Source organism: Microbacterium sp. PA5, assembly GCF_049860775.1.
GTDB lineage: Bacteria > Actinomycetota > Actinomycetes > Actinomycetales > Microbacteriaceae > Microbacterium.
The window spans coordinates 660,603-679,740 of record NZ_CP187567.1 but is presented as its reverse complement, the minus strand read 5'-3'; the positions used below and the strand labels follow the sequence as shown (position 1 = coordinate 679,740).

19 protein-coding genes are annotated in these 19,138 nt (G+C 70.9%); 13 read left to right on the top strand and 6 right to left on the bottom strand.

The genetic code is table 11. The features are described from left to right. The 4 genes from ACPWUT_RS03105 to ACPWUT_RS03090 all read right to left on the bottom strand — a co-directional run bounded on the left by ACPWUT_RS03105 (window position 1) and on the right by ACPWUT_RS03090 (window position 4,705). On the bottom strand, window positions 1–642 hold the full coding sequence (locus ACPWUT_RS03105; protein WP_425840524.1) for a hypothetical protein: 642 nt from the start codon (window positions 640–642) through the stop codon (window positions 1–3). Then, window positions 639–1,166, bottom strand: coding sequence for an RNA polymerase sigma factor (locus ACPWUT_RS03100; RefSeq protein ID WP_425840521.1), 528 nt, complete (start codon window positions 1,164–1,166; stop codon window positions 639–641). The genes ACPWUT_RS03105 and ACPWUT_RS03100 overlap by 4 nt, the downstream gene beginning before the upstream one ends. 103 nt (window positions 1,167–1,269) lie before the next feature. Continuing rightward, entirely contained in the window at window positions 1,270–3,156 is a 1,887-nt protein-coding gene (locus ACPWUT_RS03095) for an FAD-dependent monooxygenase (protein ID WP_425840518.1), read from the bottom strand. Between the two features lie 160 nt (window positions 3,157–3,316). Next, window positions 3,317–4,705, bottom strand: coding sequence for an MFS transporter (locus ACPWUT_RS03090; protein WP_425840515.1), 1,389 nt, complete (start codon window positions 4,703–4,705; stop codon window positions 3,317–3,319). A gap of 103 nt (window positions 4,706–4,808) precedes the next feature. On the opposite strand from ACPWUT_RS03090, the gene ACPWUT_RS03085 reads away from it, so the two are divergent. The 13 genes from ACPWUT_RS03085 to ACPWUT_RS03025 all read left to right on the top strand — a co-directional run bounded on the left by ACPWUT_RS03085 (window position 4,809) and on the right by ACPWUT_RS03025 (window position 16,492). Then, complete coding sequence (locus ACPWUT_RS03085) at window positions 4,809–6,272, top strand: fumarylacetoacetate hydrolase family protein (RefSeq protein WP_425840511.1); 1,464 nt, start codon at window positions 4,809–4,811, stop codon at window positions 6,270–6,272. Further along, entirely contained in the window at window positions 6,269–6,952 is a 684-nt protein-coding gene (locus ACPWUT_RS03080; protein WP_425840508.1) for a GntR family transcriptional regulator, read from the top strand. The genes ACPWUT_RS03085 and ACPWUT_RS03080 overlap by 4 nt, the downstream gene beginning before the upstream one ends. 43 nt (window positions 6,953–6,995) lie before the next feature. Continuing rightward, complete coding sequence (hpaE, locus tag ACPWUT_RS03075; RefSeq protein ID WP_425840505.1) at window positions 6,996–8,504, top strand: 5-carboxymethyl-2-hydroxymuconate semialdehyde dehydrogenase; 1,509 nt, start codon at window positions 6,996–6,998, stop codon at window positions 8,502–8,504. A gap of 14 nt (window positions 8,505–8,518) precedes the next feature. Continuing rightward, entirely contained in the window at window positions 8,519–9,679 is a 1,161-nt protein-coding gene (gene hpaD / locus ACPWUT_RS03070; RefSeq protein WP_425840502.1) for a 3,4-dihydroxyphenylacetate 2,3-dioxygenase, read from the top strand. Window positions 9,680–9,733: 54 nt separating this feature from the next. Then, on the top strand, window positions 9,734–10,519 hold the full coding sequence (locus tag ACPWUT_RS03065; RefSeq protein ID WP_425840500.1) for a 2-oxo-hepta-3-ene-1,7-dioate hydratase: 786 nt from the start codon (window positions 9,734–9,736) through the stop codon (window positions 10,517–10,519). Further along, a complete protein-coding gene (locus ACPWUT_RS03060) occupies window positions 10,504–11,277 on the top strand; it encodes an HpcH/HpaI aldolase family protein (RefSeq protein ID WP_425840497.1) in 774 nt (257 codons plus the stop codon). Before ACPWUT_RS03065 ends, ACPWUT_RS03060 begins: the two co-directional genes overlap by 16 nt. 115 nt (window positions 11,278–11,392) lie before the next feature. Further along, window positions 11,393–12,187 (top strand): transglutaminase-like domain-containing protein, encoded by a 795-nt coding sequence (locus tag ACPWUT_RS03055; RefSeq protein WP_425840494.1) that lies wholly within the window; start codon window positions 11,393–11,395, stop codon window positions 12,185–12,187. 54 nt (window positions 12,188–12,241) lie between these two features. Continuing rightward, window positions 12,242–12,694, top strand: coding sequence for a MarR family winged helix-turn-helix transcriptional regulator (locus ACPWUT_RS03050; RefSeq protein ID WP_284529624.1), 453 nt, complete (start codon window positions 12,242–12,244; stop codon window positions 12,692–12,694). Further along, entirely contained in the window at window positions 12,691–13,359 is a 669-nt protein-coding gene (locus ACPWUT_RS03045) for an NAD(P)H-dependent oxidoreductase (RefSeq protein ID WP_425840491.1), read from the top strand. Before ACPWUT_RS03050 ends, ACPWUT_RS03045 begins: the two co-directional genes overlap by 4 nt. Next, complete coding sequence (locus tag ACPWUT_RS03040; RefSeq protein ID WP_284529621.1) at window positions 13,356–13,892, top strand: hypothetical protein; 537 nt, start codon at window positions 13,356–13,358, stop codon at window positions 13,890–13,892. Before ACPWUT_RS03045 ends, ACPWUT_RS03040 begins: the two co-directional genes overlap by 4 nt. A gap of 139 nt (window positions 13,893–14,031) precedes the next feature. Further along, complete coding sequence (locus tag ACPWUT_RS03035) at window positions 14,032–14,880, top strand: transporter substrate-binding domain-containing protein (RefSeq protein ID WP_425840487.1); 849 nt, start codon at window positions 14,032–14,034, stop codon at window positions 14,878–14,880. A 20-nt stretch (window positions 14,881–14,900) separates the two neighbouring features. After that, on the top strand, window positions 14,901–15,746 hold the full coding sequence (locus tag ACPWUT_RS03030) for an amino acid ABC transporter permease (protein ID WP_425840484.1): 846 nt from the start codon (window positions 14,901–14,903) through the stop codon (window positions 15,744–15,746). 2 nt (window positions 15,747–15,748) lie between these two features. Continuing rightward, window positions 15,749–16,492 (top strand): amino acid ABC transporter ATP-binding protein, encoded by a 744-nt coding sequence (locus ACPWUT_RS03025; RefSeq protein ID WP_425840481.1) that lies wholly within the window; start codon window positions 15,749–15,751, stop codon window positions 16,490–16,492. Between the two features lie 430 nt (window positions 16,493–16,922). On the opposite strand, the gene ACPWUT_RS03020 is transcribed toward ACPWUT_RS03025, so the two are convergent. Then, window positions 16,923–17,810, bottom strand: coding sequence for a bifunctional methylenetetrahydrofolate dehydrogenase/methenyltetrahydrofolate cyclohydrolase (locus ACPWUT_RS03020; protein ID WP_284529615.1), 888 nt, complete (start codon window positions 17,808–17,810; stop codon window positions 16,923–16,925). Next, complete coding sequence (glyA, locus tag ACPWUT_RS03015; RefSeq protein ID WP_284529614.1) at window positions 17,807–19,081, bottom strand: serine hydroxymethyltransferase; 1,275 nt, start codon at window positions 19,079–19,081, stop codon at window positions 17,807–17,809. Before glyA ends, ACPWUT_RS03020 begins: the two co-directional genes overlap by 4 nt. Between the last annotated feature and the right edge of the window lie 57 nt (window positions 19,082–19,138).

The following is a 19,138-nucleotide window of genomic DNA, read 5'->3' as shown; positions in this document are numbered from 1 at the left end:
TCACGGTTCGCGATTCGGGAGGACTCCGGTGGCCCATTGGTCGAAGTCATCTGTCTCGGGCGGGATACGCACCCACGCCGCCTCGCTGCGTCGGTCCTGAGTGATCATGCAACCCAGTTCAGCAGCCTCGACCTGTGCCGTGCTGAAGGGAACCAAGATGAACCACACGCCATCAGGCCGGAGCACGCTTCGCGCTTCGTCTGACCGGACGTCTGCGGAGGCGAGCTGCCGTCGAATCGGCTCGCCGGCTCGTCCTGCGAACTCGATGCACAGCGAGATCAACTCGTCCTCGGACAGCGCCGTGCTCGACTCCGGCGGCTCGGTGGCCGGCGGCTCGGTGGCGGCCGGTGGCTCACTCGTGGCCGGCGGAGTTGGAGTGACCGGTGGCGTCGGCGTCGGCGTCGAAGCCGCCGGCGTCGGCGTCGGCGTCACGCTCGGCGACACCGCGATCGGGGGGCGGTACGCCAGTCCCGACGCCGCGACGATCGCGCCGGCGGCGATCGCGACGACGAGCGCGACCGCGCTGGCTCCGGCAATCAGCTGGCCACGGAGACGGCGACGGCGCGTGATGCGCGCCGCACCGGTTTCGAGCAGTTCGTGGAACTCGTGCCGCTCGGCGGGGGTGAGGTCGGGGACGTTCATTGTGCCACCAGTCCTTCCAGTTCGCCGCGGAGTCTCGATTTCGCACTCGAGAGCCGGGACTTCACCGTGCCGGCGGGGATGCCGAGTGCTTGCGCGGTCTCGCGCTCGGAGTACCCCTCGAGCACGGCGAGAACGATGACGTGCTGTTCTTTCGTAGGGAGGCGCTTGAGAGCGGCGAACACACCCGACTCGTCGAGGCGGTGCCGCTGCGGAGGTGCGTGGACCGGCGCGCGGTGGAGCAAATCGCGATAACGACGTCGTGAGCGCTCGAGATTCAGCGCGGAGTTGGCGACCGTCGTGAACAGCCACGCGACCGGCGACCCATCCACGAGGTTCACGGCGCGCCGACGCCGCCAGAGCTCGAACAGGGCGATGGCGACGGCATCCTTCGCGTCGTCCCTCACCCCGACGATGCGACTGGCGTGAGCGAGCAGGCGTCGCTCGTGCCGGTCGAAGAGGCGAGTGAGGCCGCGCGTGTCGTCGGCGAGCACGAGCGCCCAGTCGGCGGCATCATCATCATTCACACTTGTAAGTGTCCGGTCGCGACTGATCGGTTCGAAATCCAGCAGCGGGAATCTCCCGGGTCAGCAACGCGGCTTCCCGTCGCGGGGGTCAGCCAGCTCTACGTCAAGGGAGCAGCACCCCGTCGAAGAAGGCGGCGAGCTCGGCGGTCGCGGTCAGCGGCAGGACGGCCGCGACGTACTGGTCGGGCCTCACGACGACCACGACCCCGTCGCGCGACAGCCCGCGCTCGGCGAAGATGTCGACGTCGTTCCAGGCCGACGGACCCGCCGCGAACACCTTCTCCCAATCGGTGAGCCCGATGGGGCCGCTCTGCGGGCGGAACACGGCGGGCACCGCCGCCACGTCGACCGCCTCGAAGCCCTCCGGGTAGACGACCTTCACATCGAACAGGGCATCGGCTTCCTCGTCGCCCCGTCGGAATCGGATCAGCGGCGACTCCGCCGAGGACCCCAGCCACTCCGCCCACGCATCGAGCGCGGGATGCGCTCCGGACGCCGCGGGGTCGGCGAAGGCGTACAGCCGCCAGCGGCCGTCGGCTCTCGCATGGTGGCCGAGATGGACGACGTTGCCGTCGGCGACGAGGGTGACCGGCGCACTCTGGAACCGCTTGCCGATCGGGAAGCCCGCCGCGAGCGCCTGGTGCTCGCCGGATCCGACGATCGCCGACGGCCCGTACTGCGTCATGAAGCCGGAGGGGAACTCCGCCGTCGCGAGGTAGTACGTCGCGAGATCCTCGGGGTCGGAGATCTCCTCGGGCTTGCGCGCCATGAGCGAGGACCACTCGCGGTCGAAGTCGATGAGCTGCTGCGCCACGGGTCGCCGCTCGGCGCCGTAGGTCGCGAGCAGCGACGCGGGGCTGCGCCCGGTGAGCACCGAGCCGAGCTTCCAGCCGAGGTTGAAGCCGTCCTGCATGGACACGTTCATGCCCTGCCCCGCCTTGGCGCTGTGGGTGTGGCACGCGTCGCCCGTGAGGAAGACCCGCGGGTCGCGGTCATCGTCCAGCGCGTCGTCGAAGCCGTCGGTGACACGGTGCCCGACCTCGTACACGCTGTGCCAGGCGACCTGCTTCACGTCGATGGAGTAGGGGTGGAGGATCTCGTTCGCCCGCCGGATGATCTCCTCGATCGGCGTCTGTCGCACCCGGTGGTCGTCGTCGGCGGCGACGGCGCCGAGGTCGATGTACATGCGGCTGAGGTAGCCCCCCTCGCGCGGGATGTGGAGGATGTTCCCCGCCTCGGCGTTGATCGCGCACTTGATCCGCCAGTCGGGGAAATCGGTCTCGACGAGCACGTCCATGACGCCCCAGGCGTGCTGCGAGATGTCGCCGACGTGCCGGCGGCCGATCGCCTCGCGCACGCCACTGCGGGCCCCGTCGCATCCGGCGACGTACTTGGCATGCACCGTGCGCTCCTCGCCGGCACGCTCGCCCGCGACGTGGCGGAGCCGCACCTCGACGGGATACTCGCCCGCACCCTGCACCGTGAGCCCGAGGAACTCGATGCCGTAGTCGGGCACGATCCGGCCCGGACCGTGCGCGGCGGCCTCGGCGAAGTAGTCGAGCACGCGCGCCTGGTTCACGATCAGGTGGGGGAACTCGCTGATCTGGTACGCGTAGTCCGCCGTCCGCGACCGACGCACGATCCGGCGCGGATCGTCCGGGTCGGGCCCCCAGAAGTTCATCCAGCCGATGTTGTACGCCTCGGCGGTGATCCGCTCGGCGAAGCCGAAGGCCTGGAACGTCTCGACGCTCCGCGGCTGGATGCCGTCGGCCTGCCCGAGGACGAGCCGCCCGTCCCGCCGTTCGACCAGGCGGGTCACCACCGTCGGGTACTGCGACAGCTGCGCGGCCAGCAGCATGCCCGCCGGACCGGAGCCGACGATGAGTACGTCGATCTCGTCGGGGAGATCGGCCGGGCGGTCGACGCCGGTGCCGGCGGAGGGCTGGACGCGAGGGTCGCCCGAGACGTACCCGTGGTGGTGGAACTGCATCGTCTTCGATCCTTCCCCGACGTCTCGGTCGGGCTGCTGCCATCTTCTCGCGGATTCGGCCGGAACGGATTCGGAGCCGGCGCCCGGATTCGGAGCCGTCAGCGATGAGGCTCCGAATCCGGTGCGACCCTCCGAGTCCGAGGCCGGCGGGACGGGCCGCTCAGGCCCGTGCGAGCCCGCGGATGGGGCTCACGGCCTGCTCGGCCTCGTGGTCGGGGCCGAGGGGGATGCCGCTGCGGTCGCGCAGCAGCAGCGTCGCGATCAGCCCCAGGACGGTCATGCCGGCGAGGTACCACGTGACGGCGTCGGTCGAGCCGGTGCGCTGGACGAGCCAGGTGGCGATCGACGGCGCGAAGGCGCCACCGAGGATCGCGCCGATCGCATACGAGATCGAGACGCCCGAGAAGCGGATCGACGCCGGGAACAGCTCCGCGTAGAGCGCCGCTTGCGGTCCGTAGGTGAATCCGAGGCCCACGGTGAGGATCACCAGGCCAGCCGTCAGAAGCGCGATCTCGCCGGTGTTGACGAGCGGGAACAGCAGGAGCACGCCCACGAGCTGCAGCACCCAGCCGATGATGTAGGTGGTGCGTCGGCCGAGCCGGTCCGACAGCCAGCCCGCGATCCACGTGAAGACGAGCCACGAGACGGCCGAGAGGGTGACCGCCCACAGCACGTCCGACGTGGCCAGGCCGAGCGGACCCTTCGGGTCGGTCGCGTACCGCTGGATGTATCCGCCGGTCGTCATGTAGCCGACGGCGTTGTTGCCGGCGAAGACCAGCGCGGCGACCACGACCAGGAGCGCGTGCGTGCGGAACAGCTGCACGATCGGCATGCGCGTCTCCTCCTTGCGCTCGGCGAGCTCCAGGAAGACCGGGCTCTCCTCGACACGGCGACGCACGTAGTAGCCGATGAGGATGAGCACGACGCTCAGCAGGAAGGGGATGCGCCAGCCCCACGTGAGGAAGAACTCCTCACCCGGGAGGGCGACGATCGCGAGCACGGCGGAAGCCAGCAGGAGCCCGAGGGGCACGCCGATCTGGGGCGAGGCGCCGAAGAGCCCGCGCTTGGCCTTCGGCGCGTGCTCGACGGCCATCAGCACGGCGCCGCCCCACTCGCCGCCGGCGGAGATCCCCTGCAGGATCCGCAGGACGACCAGGAGGATCGGGGCGATGATGCCGATCTGGGCATACGTCGGCAGCAGCCCGACGAAGGTGGTCGCGACGCCCATCAGCACCAGGGTCAGCATCAGCACGAGGCGTCGGCCGTACTTGTCGCCGAGGTGTCCGGCGAGGAAGGCGCCGAACGGCCGGAAGAGGAAGCTGATCCCCACGGTGAGGAACGAGATGATCTGGGCGAACTGCTCGCCGGCGGGGGCGAAGAACAGCTGCCCGAACACGAGTCCGGCGGCGGACGCGTAGATGAAGAAGTCGTACCACTCCACGGTGGTGCCGACCACCGTGGCGAAGACGACGCGGCGCCGGTCGGCGGCGGTGGATATCGTGCCCGTGGGGGTGAAACCCGGGTGGGGAGCGGGCGAGGCTGTGCTCATGGTGACTCCTGTGTCGGTGACGTCGCTGTCGGGGCGGGCTGTGCTTGCCCGGTGACTCAGGATCATATACGATTTCAGATACGACGCAAGAGCGAGGGAGCTCATGACCATCGACGACACCACCGATCCGCGGTTCGCGGGGCTTCCCGGCCGTCCCGGGAAGATCATCGCGGTGCACCTCAGCTACGCCTCGCGCGCCGCCCAGCGCGGCCGCCGGCCCAGCGCCCCGTCGTACTTCCTCAAGCCGTCGAGCTCGGTGGCCTCCTCCCCCTCGACGATCGCCCGCCCCGCCGGCACCGAGCTGCTGGCGTTCGAGGGCGAGATCGCCCTGGTGATCGGTGCGGAGGCCCGGCAGGTGGACCTCGCCGAGGCCTGGGATCACGTCGGATGGGTAACGGCAGCCAACGACCTCGGGCTCTACGATCTGCGCGCGGCCGACAAGGGCTCCAACGCCCGCTCCAAGGGGGGCGACGGGTTCACCCCGATCGGTCCGCGGCTGATCGACGCCCGCACGGTCGATCCTGCGCAGCTGCGGGTGCGCACGTGGGTCAACGGCGACCTCGCGCAGGACGACACGACCGCCGGGCTGATCTTCCCGCTCGCGCAGTTCGTCGCCGACCTCAGCCAGCACCTCACCCTCGAGCCGGGCGACGTGATCCTCACCGGCACGCCGGCGGGCTCGTCCGTCATCGCGCCGGGTGACGTCGTCGAGGTGGAGGTCGACTCCCCCGCCACCGGCGCCTCCTCGGGACGGCTCGTGACGACCGTCGTCGAGGGCGACGGCCCCGGCTACGACGACACCCTCGGTTCGCTCCCCGCCGTCGACGACACGCAGCGCGCCGAGGCCTGGGGAGCGGCGCCCGAGCGCCCGGCGCTCGACCCATCCCTGCGCGAGAAGCTGGAACGCGTTACGGTGGCCGCGCTCTCGCAGCAGCTGCGCCAGCGCGGGCTGGACAACGTCACGATCGACGGCGTGCGCCCCCTGCAGCCGGGCGCGAAGCTCGTGGGCACGGCCCGCACACTGCGGTTCGTCCCGAACCGCGAAGACCTCTTCGAGAGCCACGGCGGCGGCTACAACGCGCAGAAGCGCGTGTTCGACGCCGTGGGCGCGGGCGAGGTCGTGGTCATCGAAGCCCGCGGCGAAGCGGGCTCGGGCACGCTGGGCGACATCCTGGCGATCCGCGCCCGCGCCCGGGGCGCCGCGGGGATCGTCACCGACGGCGGCGTGCGCGATGCCGAGGCCGTCGCCGCCGTGGGGCTCCCCGTCTACGCCGCCGGGGCCCACCCCGCCGTCCTCGGCCGCAAGCACGTGCCGTGGGACCACGACCTCACCATCGCGTGCGGCGGGACCACGGTGCAGCCGGGCGACGTCATCGTCGGCGACGCCGACGGCGTGATCGTCATCCCCCCGGGCCTGGCCGAAGAGGTGGTCGACGCCGCGCTCGCCCGCGAGGACGAGGACGCGTGGATCGCGGCCCGCGTCGCCGAGGGGCACCCCGTCGACGGCCTGTTCCCGATGAACGCCGCCTGGCGTGAACGCTACGAGGCCGAGAGGACCACCCCGTGACCGAGATCGCGAGCCAGAGCAAGTCCCAGACGGCCTACCACTGGATCAAGGAGCGCATCGCCGGTCAGGTGTTCACCCCGGGCTATCGCCTGGTGCTCGGCACCATCGCGCACGAGCTCGACATGAGCGTCGTGCCCGTGCGCGAGGCGATCCGCCAGCTGGAGGCCGAGGGCCTCGTGACCTTCGAGCGCAACGTCGGCGCCCGCGTCTCGATGGTCGACGACACCCAGTACCGCCACAGCATGCAGGCCCTCAGCATCCTCGAGGGCACCGCGACGGCGCTCGCGGCCCGGCGGCTGACCGTCGACGATCTCCATGCCGCACGGCGCATCAACGAGCTGATGATCGAGACGCTCGAGCACTTCGACCCGCACGCCTTCACGCGCCTGAACCAGGAGTTCCACGCGGCGCTGTTCGGCAAATGCCCCAATCCGCGGCTGCTCGAGCTCGTCGAGGCCGAGTGGGGCCGGCTGGGCAATCTCCGCGACTCGACGTTCAGCTTCGTCCCCGGCCGCGCGCAGGAGTCGGTGCACGAGCACGAGAACATCGTCCGCCTCATCGAGCACGGCGCGCCGTTGGGCGAGATCGAGAAGGCGGCCCGCCGCCACCGGTCGGCCACCCTCGACGCCTACATGATCCACGAGCACCCCGACGAAGCGCTGGGTCTTCCCGCCTTCTGAGCCCCGGCCTTCCGACCCGCCTCCCGTCACCACAAGGAGCACCATGACCACTCCCTCCCTCGACACCCGCCACGTGCCGGCCGACCTGCCGAGCCGCATCCGGCACTACATCGACGGGGAGTTCGTCGACTCGCTCGACGGCGACACCTTCGACGTGCTCGAGCCCGTCTCCAACGAGACCTACGTGCAGGCCGCGGCCGGCAAGAAGGACGACATCGACAGGGCCGTCGCCGCCGCGCGCCGGGCGTTCACCGACGGCCCGTGGCCGCGCATGCTTCCCCGCGAGCGCTCGCGGGTGCTCCACCGGATCGCCGACATCGTCGAATCGCGCGACGCCCGCCTCGCCGAGCTGGAGTCCTTCGACTCCGGACTGCCGATCACGCAGGCCCTCGGCCAGGCCCGCCGCGCAGCCGAGAACTTCCGCTTCTTCGCCGACCTGATCGTCGCCCAGTCCGACGACACGTTCAAGGTGCCCGGACGCCAGCTCAACTACGTCAACCGCAAGCCGATCGGGGTCGCGGGGCTCATCACGCCCTGGAACACGCCGTTCATGCTCGAGTCGTGGAAGCTCGGCCCCGCGCTGGCCACCGGCAACACGGTCGTGCTCAAGCCCGCGGAGTTCACGCCGCTGTCGGCGTCGCTGTGGGCGGGGATCTTCGAGGAGGCGGGGCTGCCGCCCGGGGTCTTCAACCTCGTCAACGGACTGGGCGAGGAGGCCGGCGACGCCCTCGTGAAGCACCCCGACGTTCCGCTCATCTCGTTCACGGGCGAGAGCCGCACGGGGCAGCTCATCTTCGCCAACGCGGCGCCCCACCTCAAAGGCCTGTCGATGGAGCTCGGCGGCAAGTCGCCCGCGATCGTCTTCGCCGACGCCGACCTCGACGCGGCCGTCGACGCGACCATCTTCGGCGTGTTCTCGCTCAACGGCGAGCGCTGCACCGCCGGCAGCCGCATCCTCGTGCAGCGGGAGGTCTACGACGAGTTCGTCGAGCGCTATGCCGCGCAGGCGAAGCGCGTGAAAGTCGGCTACCCGCACGACCCGGCGACCGAGGTGGGGGCGCTCGTGCACCCCGAGCACTTCGAGAAGGTGATGGGCTACATCGAGATCGGCAAGGGCGAGGGGCGCCTCGTCGCCGGCGGCGGGCAGCCGGAGGGCTTCGCCTTCGGCAACTTCGTGGCCCCGACCGTGTTCGTCGACGTGGCCCCGGAGGCCCGGATCTTCCAGGAGGAGATCTTCGGCCCGGTCGTGGCGATCACCCCGTTCGACACCGACGAAGAGGCCCTGGCCCTCGCGAACGACACGAAGTACGGCCTCGCCGCCTACGTGTGGACGAACGATCTGACGCGCGCCCACACCTTCGCGCAGTCCGTCGAGGCAGGAATGGTCTGGCTGAACTCGAACAACGTGCGAGACCTCCGCACCCCGTTCGGCGGGGTGAAGGCCTCGGGACTGGGACACGAGGGCGGCTACCGCTCCATCGACTTCTACACCGACCAGCAGGCCGTGCACATCACGCTCGGCGAGGTCCACAACCCCACTTTCGGCAAGTAAGCAAGGACGCTGACATGACCCACCGCGATGAGATGACGCTCACCTCCTCGGGCTTCTTCGTGAGCCAGGAGGCGCCGATCCGCTCCGACGACCCCATCCCGACGCCGACGGCTCCGGCGCCCGACATCCTGCGCTGCGCCTACATGGAGCTGGTCGTCACCGACCTCGCGGCGTCGCGCGCGTTCTACGTCGACGTCCTCGGCCTGTACGTGACGGAGGAGGACGACGAGGCGATCTACCTCCGCTCGACGGAGGAGTTCATCCATCACAACCTCGTGCTCCGGCAGGGTCCGGTCGCCGCCGTGGCCGCCTTCTCGTACCGGGTGCGCTCCGCCGACGACCTCGACAAGGCGGTGGCCTTCTACGAGGAGCTCGGCTGCCGCGTGGAGCGCCGCGCGGAGGGGTTCGTCCGCGGCATCGGCGACGCGGTCCGCGTGACCGACCCGCTCGGCTTCCCCTACGAGTTCTTCTTCCAGACCGAGCACGTCGAGCGCCTGTCGTGGCGATACGACCTCCACACGCCGGGCGAGCTCGTGCGACTCGATCACTTCAACCAGGTGACCCCCGACGTGCCGCGCGCGGTGAACTTCATGCAGTCGCTCGGCTTCCGCGTCACCGAGGACATCCAGGACGAGGAGGGCACCGTGTACGCCGCGTGGATGCGCCGCAAGCCCACCGTCCACGACACCGCGATGACGGGCGGCGACGGCCCGCGCATGCACCACGTGGCGTTCGCGACCCACGAGAAGCACAACATCCTCGCGATCTGCGACAAGCTGGGCGCGCTCCGGCGGTCCGACGCGATCGAGCGCGGACCGGGCCGCCACGGCGTCTCCAACGCGTTCTACCTGTACCTGCGCGATCCCGACGGCCATCGCGTGGAGATCTACACGCAGGACTACTACACCGGCGACCCCGACAACCCGGTCGTCACCTGGGACGTCCACGACAACCAGCGCCGCGACTGGTGGGGGAACCCCGTGGTCCCCTCCTGGTACACCGAGGCCTCCCTCGTGCTCGACCTCGACGGCAACCCGCAGCCGGTGGTCGCCCGCACCGACTCGTCGGAGATGGCCGTGACGATCGGCGCCGACGGCTTCTCCTACACCCGCCCGGGCGAGGACGAGCTGCCGGAGTACAAGCAGGGCGAGTACAAGCTGGGTCACCAGCTGTGATCCGTCGACAGGCTCAGGGACCCGACCGACAGGCCCGCGGAGCGGGGGCGGACGATGCTCGATGACGCCACCATCGCGGCGCTGGCGGCCGAGCTCGCGGAGGCGGACCGCACGCACGGCGTCATCCCGCGGATCACGGCACGGCACCCCGAGGCCACCGTCGAGGACTCGTACGCGATCCAGCGGGTGTGGCGCGATCGCATGACGGCGGCGGGCCGCCGGCTCGTCGGCCGCAAGATCGGGCTCACCTCGCGCGCCATGCAGCAGGCGACCGGCATCGCCGAGCCCGACTACGGCGTGATGTTCGACGACACCGTGTTCCGCAGCGGCGACGGCGTCCCCGTCGACCACTTCTCCAACGTCCGCGTCGAAGTCGAGCTGGCCTTCGTGCTGAAGGAGCCGCTTGCGGGGCCGGACGCCACACTGGCCGACGCGCTGCGCGCGACGGACTACGTCGTGCCGGCGCTGGAGATCCTCAACTCCCACATCGAGCTCGAGGGCCGGACGATCGTCGACACGATCAGCGACAACGCCGCCTACGGCGCGATGGTGCTCGGCGAGACCCGTCGCCGCCCCGACGAGGTCGACCTGCCTTGGGTGCCGGCGGTGCTCCGCAAGAACGGCGAGGTGGAGGAGACCGGGGTGGCTGCGGGCGTCCTCGGTCATCCGGCGACCGGCGTGGCGTGGCTCGCGAACAAGATCCATCCGCACGGTGACAGACTCGAGGCGGGCGAGATCATCCTCGCCGGATCGTTCACCCGACCCGTGTGGGTCGCGCGCGGCGACGAGGTGCTGTGCGACTACGGACCGATGGGGACCATCTCATGCCGCTTCATCTGACGGACACCTTCCGGGACCGCCTCGCGGCCGCCGGCTCCCGGCCGCTCGCCGGCCTCTGGGCCTGCGCCGGCTCGCCGCTGGTGACGGAGATCCTGGCGGGATCGGGCATCGACTGGCTGCTGATCGACATGGAGCACTCGCCCAACGGCCTGGAGTCGACGCTCGCTCAGCTGCAGGCGGTCGCCGCATACCCGGCGACGCCGGTCGTCCGCGTGCCGATCGGGGATGTCGTGACCATCAAGCAGGTCCTCGACCTGGGGGCGCAGAACATCCTCGTGCCCATGGTGTCGTCGGCCGACGAGGCGCGCGCCGCCGTGGCGGCCGTCCGCTACCCGCCGCGCGGGCAGCGAGGGGTCGGCTCGGCGCTGTCCCGATCGGCCCGCTGGAACCGCGTCGAGGGGTATCTGCAGGACGCCGACCGCCACACGTCGCTGTTCGTGCAGATCGAGACGGCCGAGGGCGTCGCCGCCGCGGCCGAGATCGCCGCGGTGGACGGCGTGGACGGCGTCTTCGTGGGCCCTTCCGACCTCGCCGCCTCGATGGGGCTGCTCGGTCAGCAGACCCACCCCGACGTCGTGGCCGCGGTCCGCCGCACGTTCGACGCGGTCCGTGCGACCGGCACCCCCGTGGGCGTCAACGCCTTCGACCCGGCGGTCGCGCGCGACTACGTCGATGCGGGCGCCTCTTTCGTGCTCGTCGGCGCGGACGTGTCGATCCTCGCCCGCGCCTCCGAGGACTTCGCGGCCGACTGGGCCTGAGCGCGCTGCGCCCGATGTCCCACTCTCTTCGCACCGTGTCCCCATTTCGGCGCATTCCGTAACCCGCAAGCAACCGGAAGTGGGACATCCGCCCCTGGGGTGACAGGCTGGGCGCATGAAGAGGGATGTCACGAGCCGCATCGTCCTGCAGGTCACCGAGACCGCCGACCTCGTGTTCGCGATCGCCGTGGCCTCCGCCTACTCCGCGACGGAGTCGCTGACGGCGAGTCTCGACGGCGCGCCGGTGGAGGTGCGCGAGCTCTCCGACGTCCACGGCGGACGTCTGCACCGCCTCACCGCGGAGCCCGGCGAGCTCGTCGTCGAGTACCGCGCGAGCGTGAGCGACCCCGCGACCGCGCTCGAGACGACGGAGACCGACCTGCTCGTCTACGGCCGTCCGAGCCGCTACGCCGACTCCGACACCCTCGCCGCGACCGCCGCCGCGCAGTTCGGCGGCATCCCCGAGGGCAGGGACCTGCTGACGGCCGTGTCGTCGTGGGTGGGCACGCAGCTCTCCTACGTGCCGGGCTCGTCGCTCCCGACCGACGGTGCGACCCAGACGCTCCTGGCCCGCCGTGGCGTGTGCCGCGACTACGCCCACCTGTGCGTGGCGCTGCTGCGCGCCCGCGGCGTGCCGGCGCGCCTGGTCGCGGTGTACGCGCCCGGACTGCACCCCATGGACTTCCACGCCGTGGCAGAGGCGTGGATCGAGGGCGCGTGGCGGGTCGTCGACGCGACGACCCTGGCGCCGCGTTCCAGCCTGGTGCGGATCGCCACCGGCCGCGACGCCGCGGACACCGCCTTCCTCAACGTGATGAGCGGCCGAGCCGACCTGGTCGACGTCGAAGTCTCCGCCGTGGCCGACGTGCTCCCGGACGACGACCTCGACGAACTGGTGGCCATCGGCTGACACTCCGCGAGTAAACCTGTTGACATCTCTCATGTCAACTGGTTGACTCGTGCCATGGCCGCGCGTATCACCGTCACCCTCCACGAGCTCGTGGCCGAGCTCGACATCTACGCGGATGCCGTGCTGCGCGAACGCCACGGAGTCTCGTACAACCTGTTCGAGTTCCTCGCGACCCTCGCCGAGCTCGGCCCCATCGACATCACCGGGCTCGCCCGATGCCTGCGCGTCACGAAGGCCGCCGTCAGCAAGCGCGTGCCGGCGCTCGTGGCGGACGGGTGGATCACCACCGAGTCCGGCGGCGGGCGACGGATCGTCCTGTCGCTGACGCCGAGGGGTGCCGACCTGGTCGAGTCCGCCGGCGGCGAGCTGGAGACCGAGTTCACCGACATGCTCGCCGACCCGCGGCTCGATCCCGCCGTCTCCCCCGCCGCGATCGACCGCGAGCGCCTGAACCGACATCTGGCCACCCTCACCGCCATCGTCATCGAGAAGGGACACCCCGCATGAACCGTCGCATCCTCGTCGTGGTGGGAACGCCGCTGCCCGACACGCTCACCCACGCGCTCGCGGGCGCCTACCTCGAGGGGGTGCGCGGGGCGGGGGCAGAGGTGCGCGTCATCGATCTGGCCCGCGACCCCATCCCGGACCACCCGCGCGTGCGCGACCAGCTGCGCGTCCCGCGCACCGACGCGGATCTCGCCCTCGACCCCGACGTCGCGCGCTACCTCGACGACGTGCTGTGGGCCGACCACCTCGTCGTCCTCCATCCGCAGTGGTGGGGCACGGTCCCGGCGGCGCTCAAGGCGTTCATCGATCGCGTCTTCCTCTCCGGCGGCACGTTCCGCTACCGGGAGCGATCGGCGGTGTCGGACCGTCTCCTGTCCGGACGGACGGCGCGCGTCGTCATGACGATGGACTCGCCGCGCTTCTGGAACCGCCTCGTCTATCGGAACGCCGCGGAGACCTCGCTCACCCGCGCCACCCTCGGCTACTGCGGAGTGAAGACCATCGGCGTCACGCGATTCTCGCCGGTCCGCTTCAGCGACGACGCCGCGCGCGGCGCGTGGCTCGATCGTGTCCGCCACCTGGGCGAGAAGGATGCCGGCGCCTCAGCCCGCAGGCGCCGGGTCGCCTTCCCGCCTGCGGCGGAGCGTGCCACTGTAGGAGCATGAAGTCCTGGGTCGTGAGGTTCGCCTCGCTGTACGTGTTCAACGTCGTCGTGCTGCTCCTGATCGGGCTGCTCCTCCCGAGCGTGAGCGTGGGATGGGCGTCGCTGTGGGCCGGCGTCATCCTCACGGCGGCCACCATCTGGCTGAAGCCGTTCGTCACCCGCCTCTTCACGGGCGCCGCGAAGAAGTCCGCCTCGCGTCGCACGTTCGTCGGCGAGAAGCTCGTGCAGTACGGGATCGTCTTCGTGGTCGAGCTGATCGTGTGGATCCTCGTGGTCGTCTTCTCGGGCGTCGACGTGCGCGGCTGGTTCTGGGGCTACGTGATCCCCCCGATCCTGCTCCTGCTCGCGTGGGTCGTGTACGACCTCGTCGACGACCGCGTCGAATCGCGTACGGGCGCGATCTACGACCGCGCGACCGGACGCCGGGTCGCGCCGGGCGCCTCCGCAGCTGCGACGCCGTCGGCGGACGCAGCGGAGACCCGCGACGGCCTCACCCCCGAGCAGCGCCGCATGCTCGACGAGCTCGGCTCATGAAGTTGCTGTAACAAAGCGACGCCCGAGCGCCCTCCGTGCGCGGCGAGGCGGGAGAATGGATGCCACGGCGCTGCCGCACAGCACGCGGGCGGCGCCGCGTCCCGATCCACCCGATCGCACCTGATCACGGAGAACTCACATGTCTCGTCCTTCCCTGCGCACCGTCATCGTCGCCTCGCTCGCGGCATCCGTCCTGCTCGCCACCGGGTGCGCGTCGGGCACCACGCCCTCCTCCTCGGAGTCGCCTGCCGCCGACGAGGGATACGTGACCCCCGGCAAGCTCACCATCGCGACGGGCGAGACCGCCTACTTCCCGTACGTCATCGACGACGATCCGGCCAGCGGCGAGGGCTTCGAGGCGGCTGTCGCGTATGCCGTGGCCGACGAGCTCGGCTTCGCGCACGATGACGTCGAGTGGGTGCGGACGAGCTTCGAGTCGGCCATCGCGCCGGGCCCCAAGAGCTTCGACTTCAACATCCAGCAGTACACGATCACCGACGAGCGCAAGCAGGCCGTCGACTTCTCGTCGCCGTACTACTCCGCGAGCCAGGCCGTGGTCGCCATCGAGGGCGGCGCCGCCGACGGGGTCACCGACCTCGCGGGCCTGAAGGACCTCACCCTCGGCGCCATGACCGGCTCCACGAGCGCCACGACGCTCGAGGAGGCCGTGCAGCCGACGACCGCCCCGCAGCTCTACGCGTCGAACGAGGACGCCGTCGCCGCGCTGAAGGCGAACCAGATCGACGCGATCGTGCTCGACCTGCCGACCGCGTACTACGCGACCGGCGTCTACATCGAGAACTCCTTCATCGTCGGGGAGCTCCCTGCTGCGGGCGTGCCCGACGAGTGGGGCCTTCTGCTGGCGAAGGACTCGCCGCTGACCGAGCGGGTCACCGCCGCGGTCGACGCGCTCCGCGAGGACGGCACGCTCGCCGAGATCACCGACGAGTGGCTGGGTTCCGGCCAGGGCGTGACGCTCCTGCAGTGACGTCGCGCTAGCGTCGTTCTGTGACATCGCATCAGCCGAGCGCGCTCGAGCTCGACCGGCGCGCCTTCCGACGGGGGCGTGAGCGCCGGTCGGTGCTCGTCGCGATCGCCTCGACCCTCGTCTTCGCGGCGATCGTCTGGGCGACGGTCATCAACACGCCCGGCTGGGCATCGGTCCAGCAGAGCTTCTTCGCTCCCGACGTCGCCCTGCAGGCGCTTCCCAAGGTCTGGGACGGGTTCCTCATCAACCTGCAGGTGCTCGGCCTTTCGGTGATCACCGTCGCGCTCGTCGCGCTGCTGGTGGCGGTGCTGCGCACCCTCCGCGGGCCCGTGTTCTTCCCGGTGCGGGTGATCGCCGCCGGCTACACCGACCTGTTCCGCGGCTTCCCGTTCATCATCGTGCTGTACCTCGTGGGCTTCGGCCTCCCGACGATCACCAACACGCGCATGCCGGTGGTGCTGCTCGGCGTCATCGCAGTGACGCTCACCTACTCCGCGTACGTCGCCGAGGTGATCCGGGCGGGCATCGAGGCGGTGCACCCCTCGCAGCGGCTCGCCGCCCGCGCCCTCGGGCTCGGGTACGTGCAGACGCTCCGCCGCGTCGTGCTGCCCCAGGCGCTGCGCAAGATGACGCCGCCGCTCATGAACGACTTCATCTCGATGCAGAAGGACGTGGGGCTGATCTCGATCCTCGGCGCGATGGATGCGATCGCCGGCGCGCGCTCGGTCGCCTCGCTCACCTACAACTTCACGCCCTACGTGGTGGCCGGCATCCTCTTCGTGCTGCTCGCGATCCCCACGATCCGCCTGGCCGACTGGTACACCGCGCGGCTGCGCGAACGCGAGCAGGCGGGAGCGATCCTGTGACCGTGCCGGCCCCGGCTCCCCTGCTGCGCGCGAGCGGTCTGTGGAAGGCGTTCGGCGAGCGCGAGGTGCTGCGCGGCATCGACCTGGAGCTCGCCCGGCACGAGGTCGTCGCCGTCATCGGTGCGAGCGGCTCGGGCAAGTCGACGCTCCTGCGCTGCCTGAACCTGCTGGAGCCCATCGACGACGGGCAGATCTTCCTCGCCGACGTCGACATCTCCGATCCCCGCGCCGACGCCAACGCCATCCGCGCACGGTTCGGCGCGGTCTTCCAGAGCTACAACCTGTTCCCGCACCTGTCGGTGCTCGACAACGTCACCCTCGCCTCGCGCGTGGTGCACCGGATGCCGCGGCGCGACGCCGAGGAGCGCGCACGGACACTGCTGGCGCGGGTGGGCCTCGCGGACAAGGCGAAGGAGCACCCCGACAGACTGTCGGGCGGCCAGCAGCAGCGCGCGGCGATCGTCCGCGCCATCGCGACCGACCCCGAGGTGCTCCTGCTCGACGAGATCACCTCGGCCCTCGACCCGGAGCTGGTCGGCGAGGTGCTCGAGCTCGTCCGCGAGCTCGTCGTCGACGGCGCGACCATCCTCATGGCCACGCACGAGATGGGCTTCGCGCGCGACGTGGCCGACCGGGTCGTGTTCCTGGACGACGGTGTCATCGTCGAGCAGGGACCGCCCGCGCAGCTGTTCACCGCGCCGCAGCACGCGCGCACCCGGGAGTTCCTGGCGCGCTTCACCGCCTGACGCGGGTCGGCGCTCCGGTCGTTGGGCGAGCGCGGCGAGACGACACGCCGCTCCGACACGACGCCGTTCCGTCTCGTCGCTGCGCTCCTCGCTCAACGACCGAGGGCCGGGCAGCGCCGTTCCGTCTCGTCGCTGCGCTCCTCGCTCAACGACCGAGGGCCGGGCAGCGCCGTTCCGTCTCGTCGCTGCGCTCCTCGCTCAACGACCGAGGGCCGGGCAGCGCCGTTTCGTCTCGTCGCTGCGCTCCTCGCTCAACGACCGGGGGCCGGGCAACTCCGTTTCGTCTCGTCGCTGCGCTCCTCGCTCAACGACCGAGGGCCGGGCAGCGCCGTTCCGTCTCGTCGCTGCGCTCCTCGCTCAACGACCGGGAAGCGCGCTCCGGACGTTGAGCGAGCGCAGCGAGACGAAACGCCGCTCCGACAGGGCGCCGTCAGCCGGCGAGGCGCGCCGCGGTCTCCACGACATTCGCGACGAGCATCGCCCGAGTCATCGGCCCCACGCCTCCGGGGTTGGGCGAGAGCCAGCCGGCGACCTCGGCGACGGCGGGGTCGACATCGCCCGCGAGCTTGGCCCTCCCCGACTCGGTCGTGCCGACGCGGGTCACGCCCACATCGAGCACGGCGGCGCCGGGCTTGATCCACTCGGCCTTGACCAGATGCGGCTGCCCGACCGCCGCGACGACGATGTCGGCGCGGGCGACCTCGGCGGCCAGGTCGGGGGTGCGCGAATGCGTCAGCGTCACCGTGGCATCGGTGCCCTTGCGGGTCAGCAGCAGGCCCAGCGGCCGTCCGACGGTGATGCCGCGGCCGATGACCGTCACGTGCCTGCCCGCGATGGCGACCCCGTGGCGCTCGAGGAGCTCGACGATGCCGGCGGGGGTGCACGGCAGGGGCGCCGCGATCGCGTTCGCGGGGTCGACGCCCAGGACCAGCCGTCCGAGGTTGGTCGGGTGGAGCCCGTCGGCGTCCTTCGCCGGGTCGATGAGCTCGAGGATGGCGTTCTCGTCGATCCCCTTCGGCAGCGGCAGCTGCACGATGAACCCGGTGACGGCGGGGTCCTCGTTGAGGGCGCGGACGGCGTCGGCGATCTCGTCCTGCGTCGCGGTCGCGGGCAGCTCGACCGAGATCGAGGCCACACCGACCTCGGCGCAGTCGCGGTGCTTGCCGGTGACGTAGGAGCGCGATCCCGGGTCGTCGCCGACGAGCAGCGTGCCCAGGCCCGGGACGATGCCCCGTTCGGCGAGCGCGGCGACCGTCTGGGCGAGCTCGGCCTTGATGGCGGCCGCGGTGGCGACCCCGTCGAGCTTCTGCGCCGTCACTGCTGGAGGCCCGGGTAGAGGGGGAACGCCTCGGTCAGCACCGCGACGCGGGCGCGCAGCGCCTCGACGTCGGCGCCGGGAAGCAGCGCGAGCGCGATGATGTCGGCGACCTCGGCGAACTCGGCGTCGCCGAACCCGCGGGTGGCGAGCGCGGGAGTGCCGATGCGCAGCCCCGACGTCACCATCGGCGGGCGCGGGTCGTTCGGCACCGCGTTGCGGTTCACCGTGATGTGGATGTCGTGGAGGAGGTCCTCGGCCTGCTTGCCGTCGATCTCCGCGTCGCGCAGGTCGACGAGCACGAGGTGCACGTCGGTGCCGCCGGAGCGCACCGAGATGCCGGCGTCCTTCACGTCCTGCTGCGAGAGGCGCTCGGCGATGATGTGCGCGCCGCGCAGCACGCGCTCCTGCCGCTCGACGAACTCCGGCGTCTTGGCCAGCTTGAAGGCGGTCGCCTTGGCGGCGATCACGTGCATGAGCGGCCCGCCCTGCTGGCCGGGGAAGACGGCCGTGTTGATCTTCTTGGCGAGGTCGGCGTCGTTGGTGAGGATGAAGCCCGAGCGGGGGCCGCCGATGGTCTTGTGCACGGTCGACGAGACGACGTGGGCGTGGGGCACGGGCGAGGGGTGCAGGCCCGCGGCGACGAGACCGGCGAAGTGCGCCATGTCGACCCACAGGAGCGCGCCGACCTCGTCGGCGATCTCGCGGAACTTCGCGAAGTCCAGCTGGCGCGGGTAGGCCGACCAGCCGGCGATGATCACCTTCGGGCGGTGCTCGAGCGCGAGCCGGCGGACCTCCTCCATGTCGATGATCGAGGTCTCCGGGTCGACGCCGTACGCGACGATGTCGTAGAGCCGGCCCGAGAAGTTGATCTTCATGCCGTGGGTGAGGTGGCCGCCCTGGTCGAGCGAGAGACCGAGCAGCGTGTCGCCCGGACGCGCGATGGCGTGGAGCACGGCGGCGTTGGCGGTGGCGCCCGAGTGCGGCTGCACGTTGGCGAACTCGGCGCCGAACAGGTCCTTGGCGCGCTGGATGGCGAGCTCTTCGGCGACGTCGACCTCTTCGCAGCCCCCGTAGTAGCGACGCCCGGGGTAGCCCTCGGCGTACTTGTTCGTCAGGACCGATCCCTGCGACTGGAGCACCGAGACCGGCACGAAGTTCTCGGAGGCGATCATCTCGAGGTAGCCGCGCTGGCGCTGGAGCTCGCGGTCGAGCACCTCGGCGATCTCGGGGTCGACCTCGGCGAGCGGGGCGTTGAAGACGGAATCGGTCATGACGATCTCCTGACGACGGCTTTCGGATTCTGTGTGCTGAGCACCGGCGACGGGTGT

Bases quoted from the DNA above. Each gene is read 5' to 3' on its own strand.
- ACPWUT_RS03105 (WP_425840524.1), bottom strand. From the start codon at position 642: ATGAACGTCCCCGACCTCACCCCCGCCGAGCGGCACGAGTTCCACGAA.
- ACPWUT_RS03095 (WP_425840518.1), bottom strand. From the start codon at position 3,156: ATGCAGTTCCACCACCACGGGTACGTCTCGGGCGACCCTCGCGTCCAG.
- ACPWUT_RS03090 (WP_425840515.1), bottom strand. From the start codon at position 4,705: ATGAGCACAGCCTCGCCCGCTCCCCACCCGGGTTTCACCCCCACGGGC.
- ACPWUT_RS03085 (WP_425840511.1), top strand. From the start codon at position 4,809: ATGACCATCGACGACACCACCGATCCGCGGTTCGCGGGGCTTCCCGGC.
- hpaE (WP_425840505.1), top strand. From the start codon at position 6,996: ATGACCACTCCCTCCCTCGACACCCGCCACGTGCCGGCCGACCTGCCG.
- hpaD (WP_425840502.1), top strand. From the start codon at position 8,519: ATGACCCACCGCGATGAGATGACGCTCACCTCCTCGGGCTTCTTCGTG.
- ACPWUT_RS03065 (WP_425840500.1), top strand. From the start codon at position 9,734: ATGCTCGATGACGCCACCATCGCGGCGCTGGCGGCCGAGCTCGCGGAG.
- ACPWUT_RS03060 (WP_425840497.1), top strand. From the start codon at position 10,504: ATGCCGCTTCATCTGACGGACACCTTCCGGGACCGCCTCGCGGCCGCC.
- ACPWUT_RS03055 (WP_425840494.1), top strand. From the start codon at position 11,393: ATGAAGAGGGATGTCACGAGCCGCATCGTCCTGCAGGTCACCGAGACC.
- ACPWUT_RS03050 (WP_284529624.1), top strand. From the start codon at position 12,242: ATGGCCGCGCGTATCACCGTCACCCTCCACGAGCTCGTGGCCGAGCTC.
- ACPWUT_RS03045 (WP_425840491.1), top strand. From the start codon at position 12,691: ATGAACCGTCGCATCCTCGTCGTGGTGGGAACGCCGCTGCCCGACACG.
- ACPWUT_RS03040 (WP_284529621.1), top strand. From the start codon at position 13,356: ATGAAGTCCTGGGTCGTGAGGTTCGCCTCGCTGTACGTGTTCAACGTC.
- ACPWUT_RS03035 (WP_425840487.1), top strand. From the start codon at position 14,032: ATGTCTCGTCCTTCCCTGCGCACCGTCATCGTCGCCTCGCTCGCGGCA.
- glyA (WP_284529614.1), bottom strand. From the start codon at position 19,081: ATGACCGATTCCGTCTTCAACGCCCCGCTCGCCGAGGTCGACCCCGAG.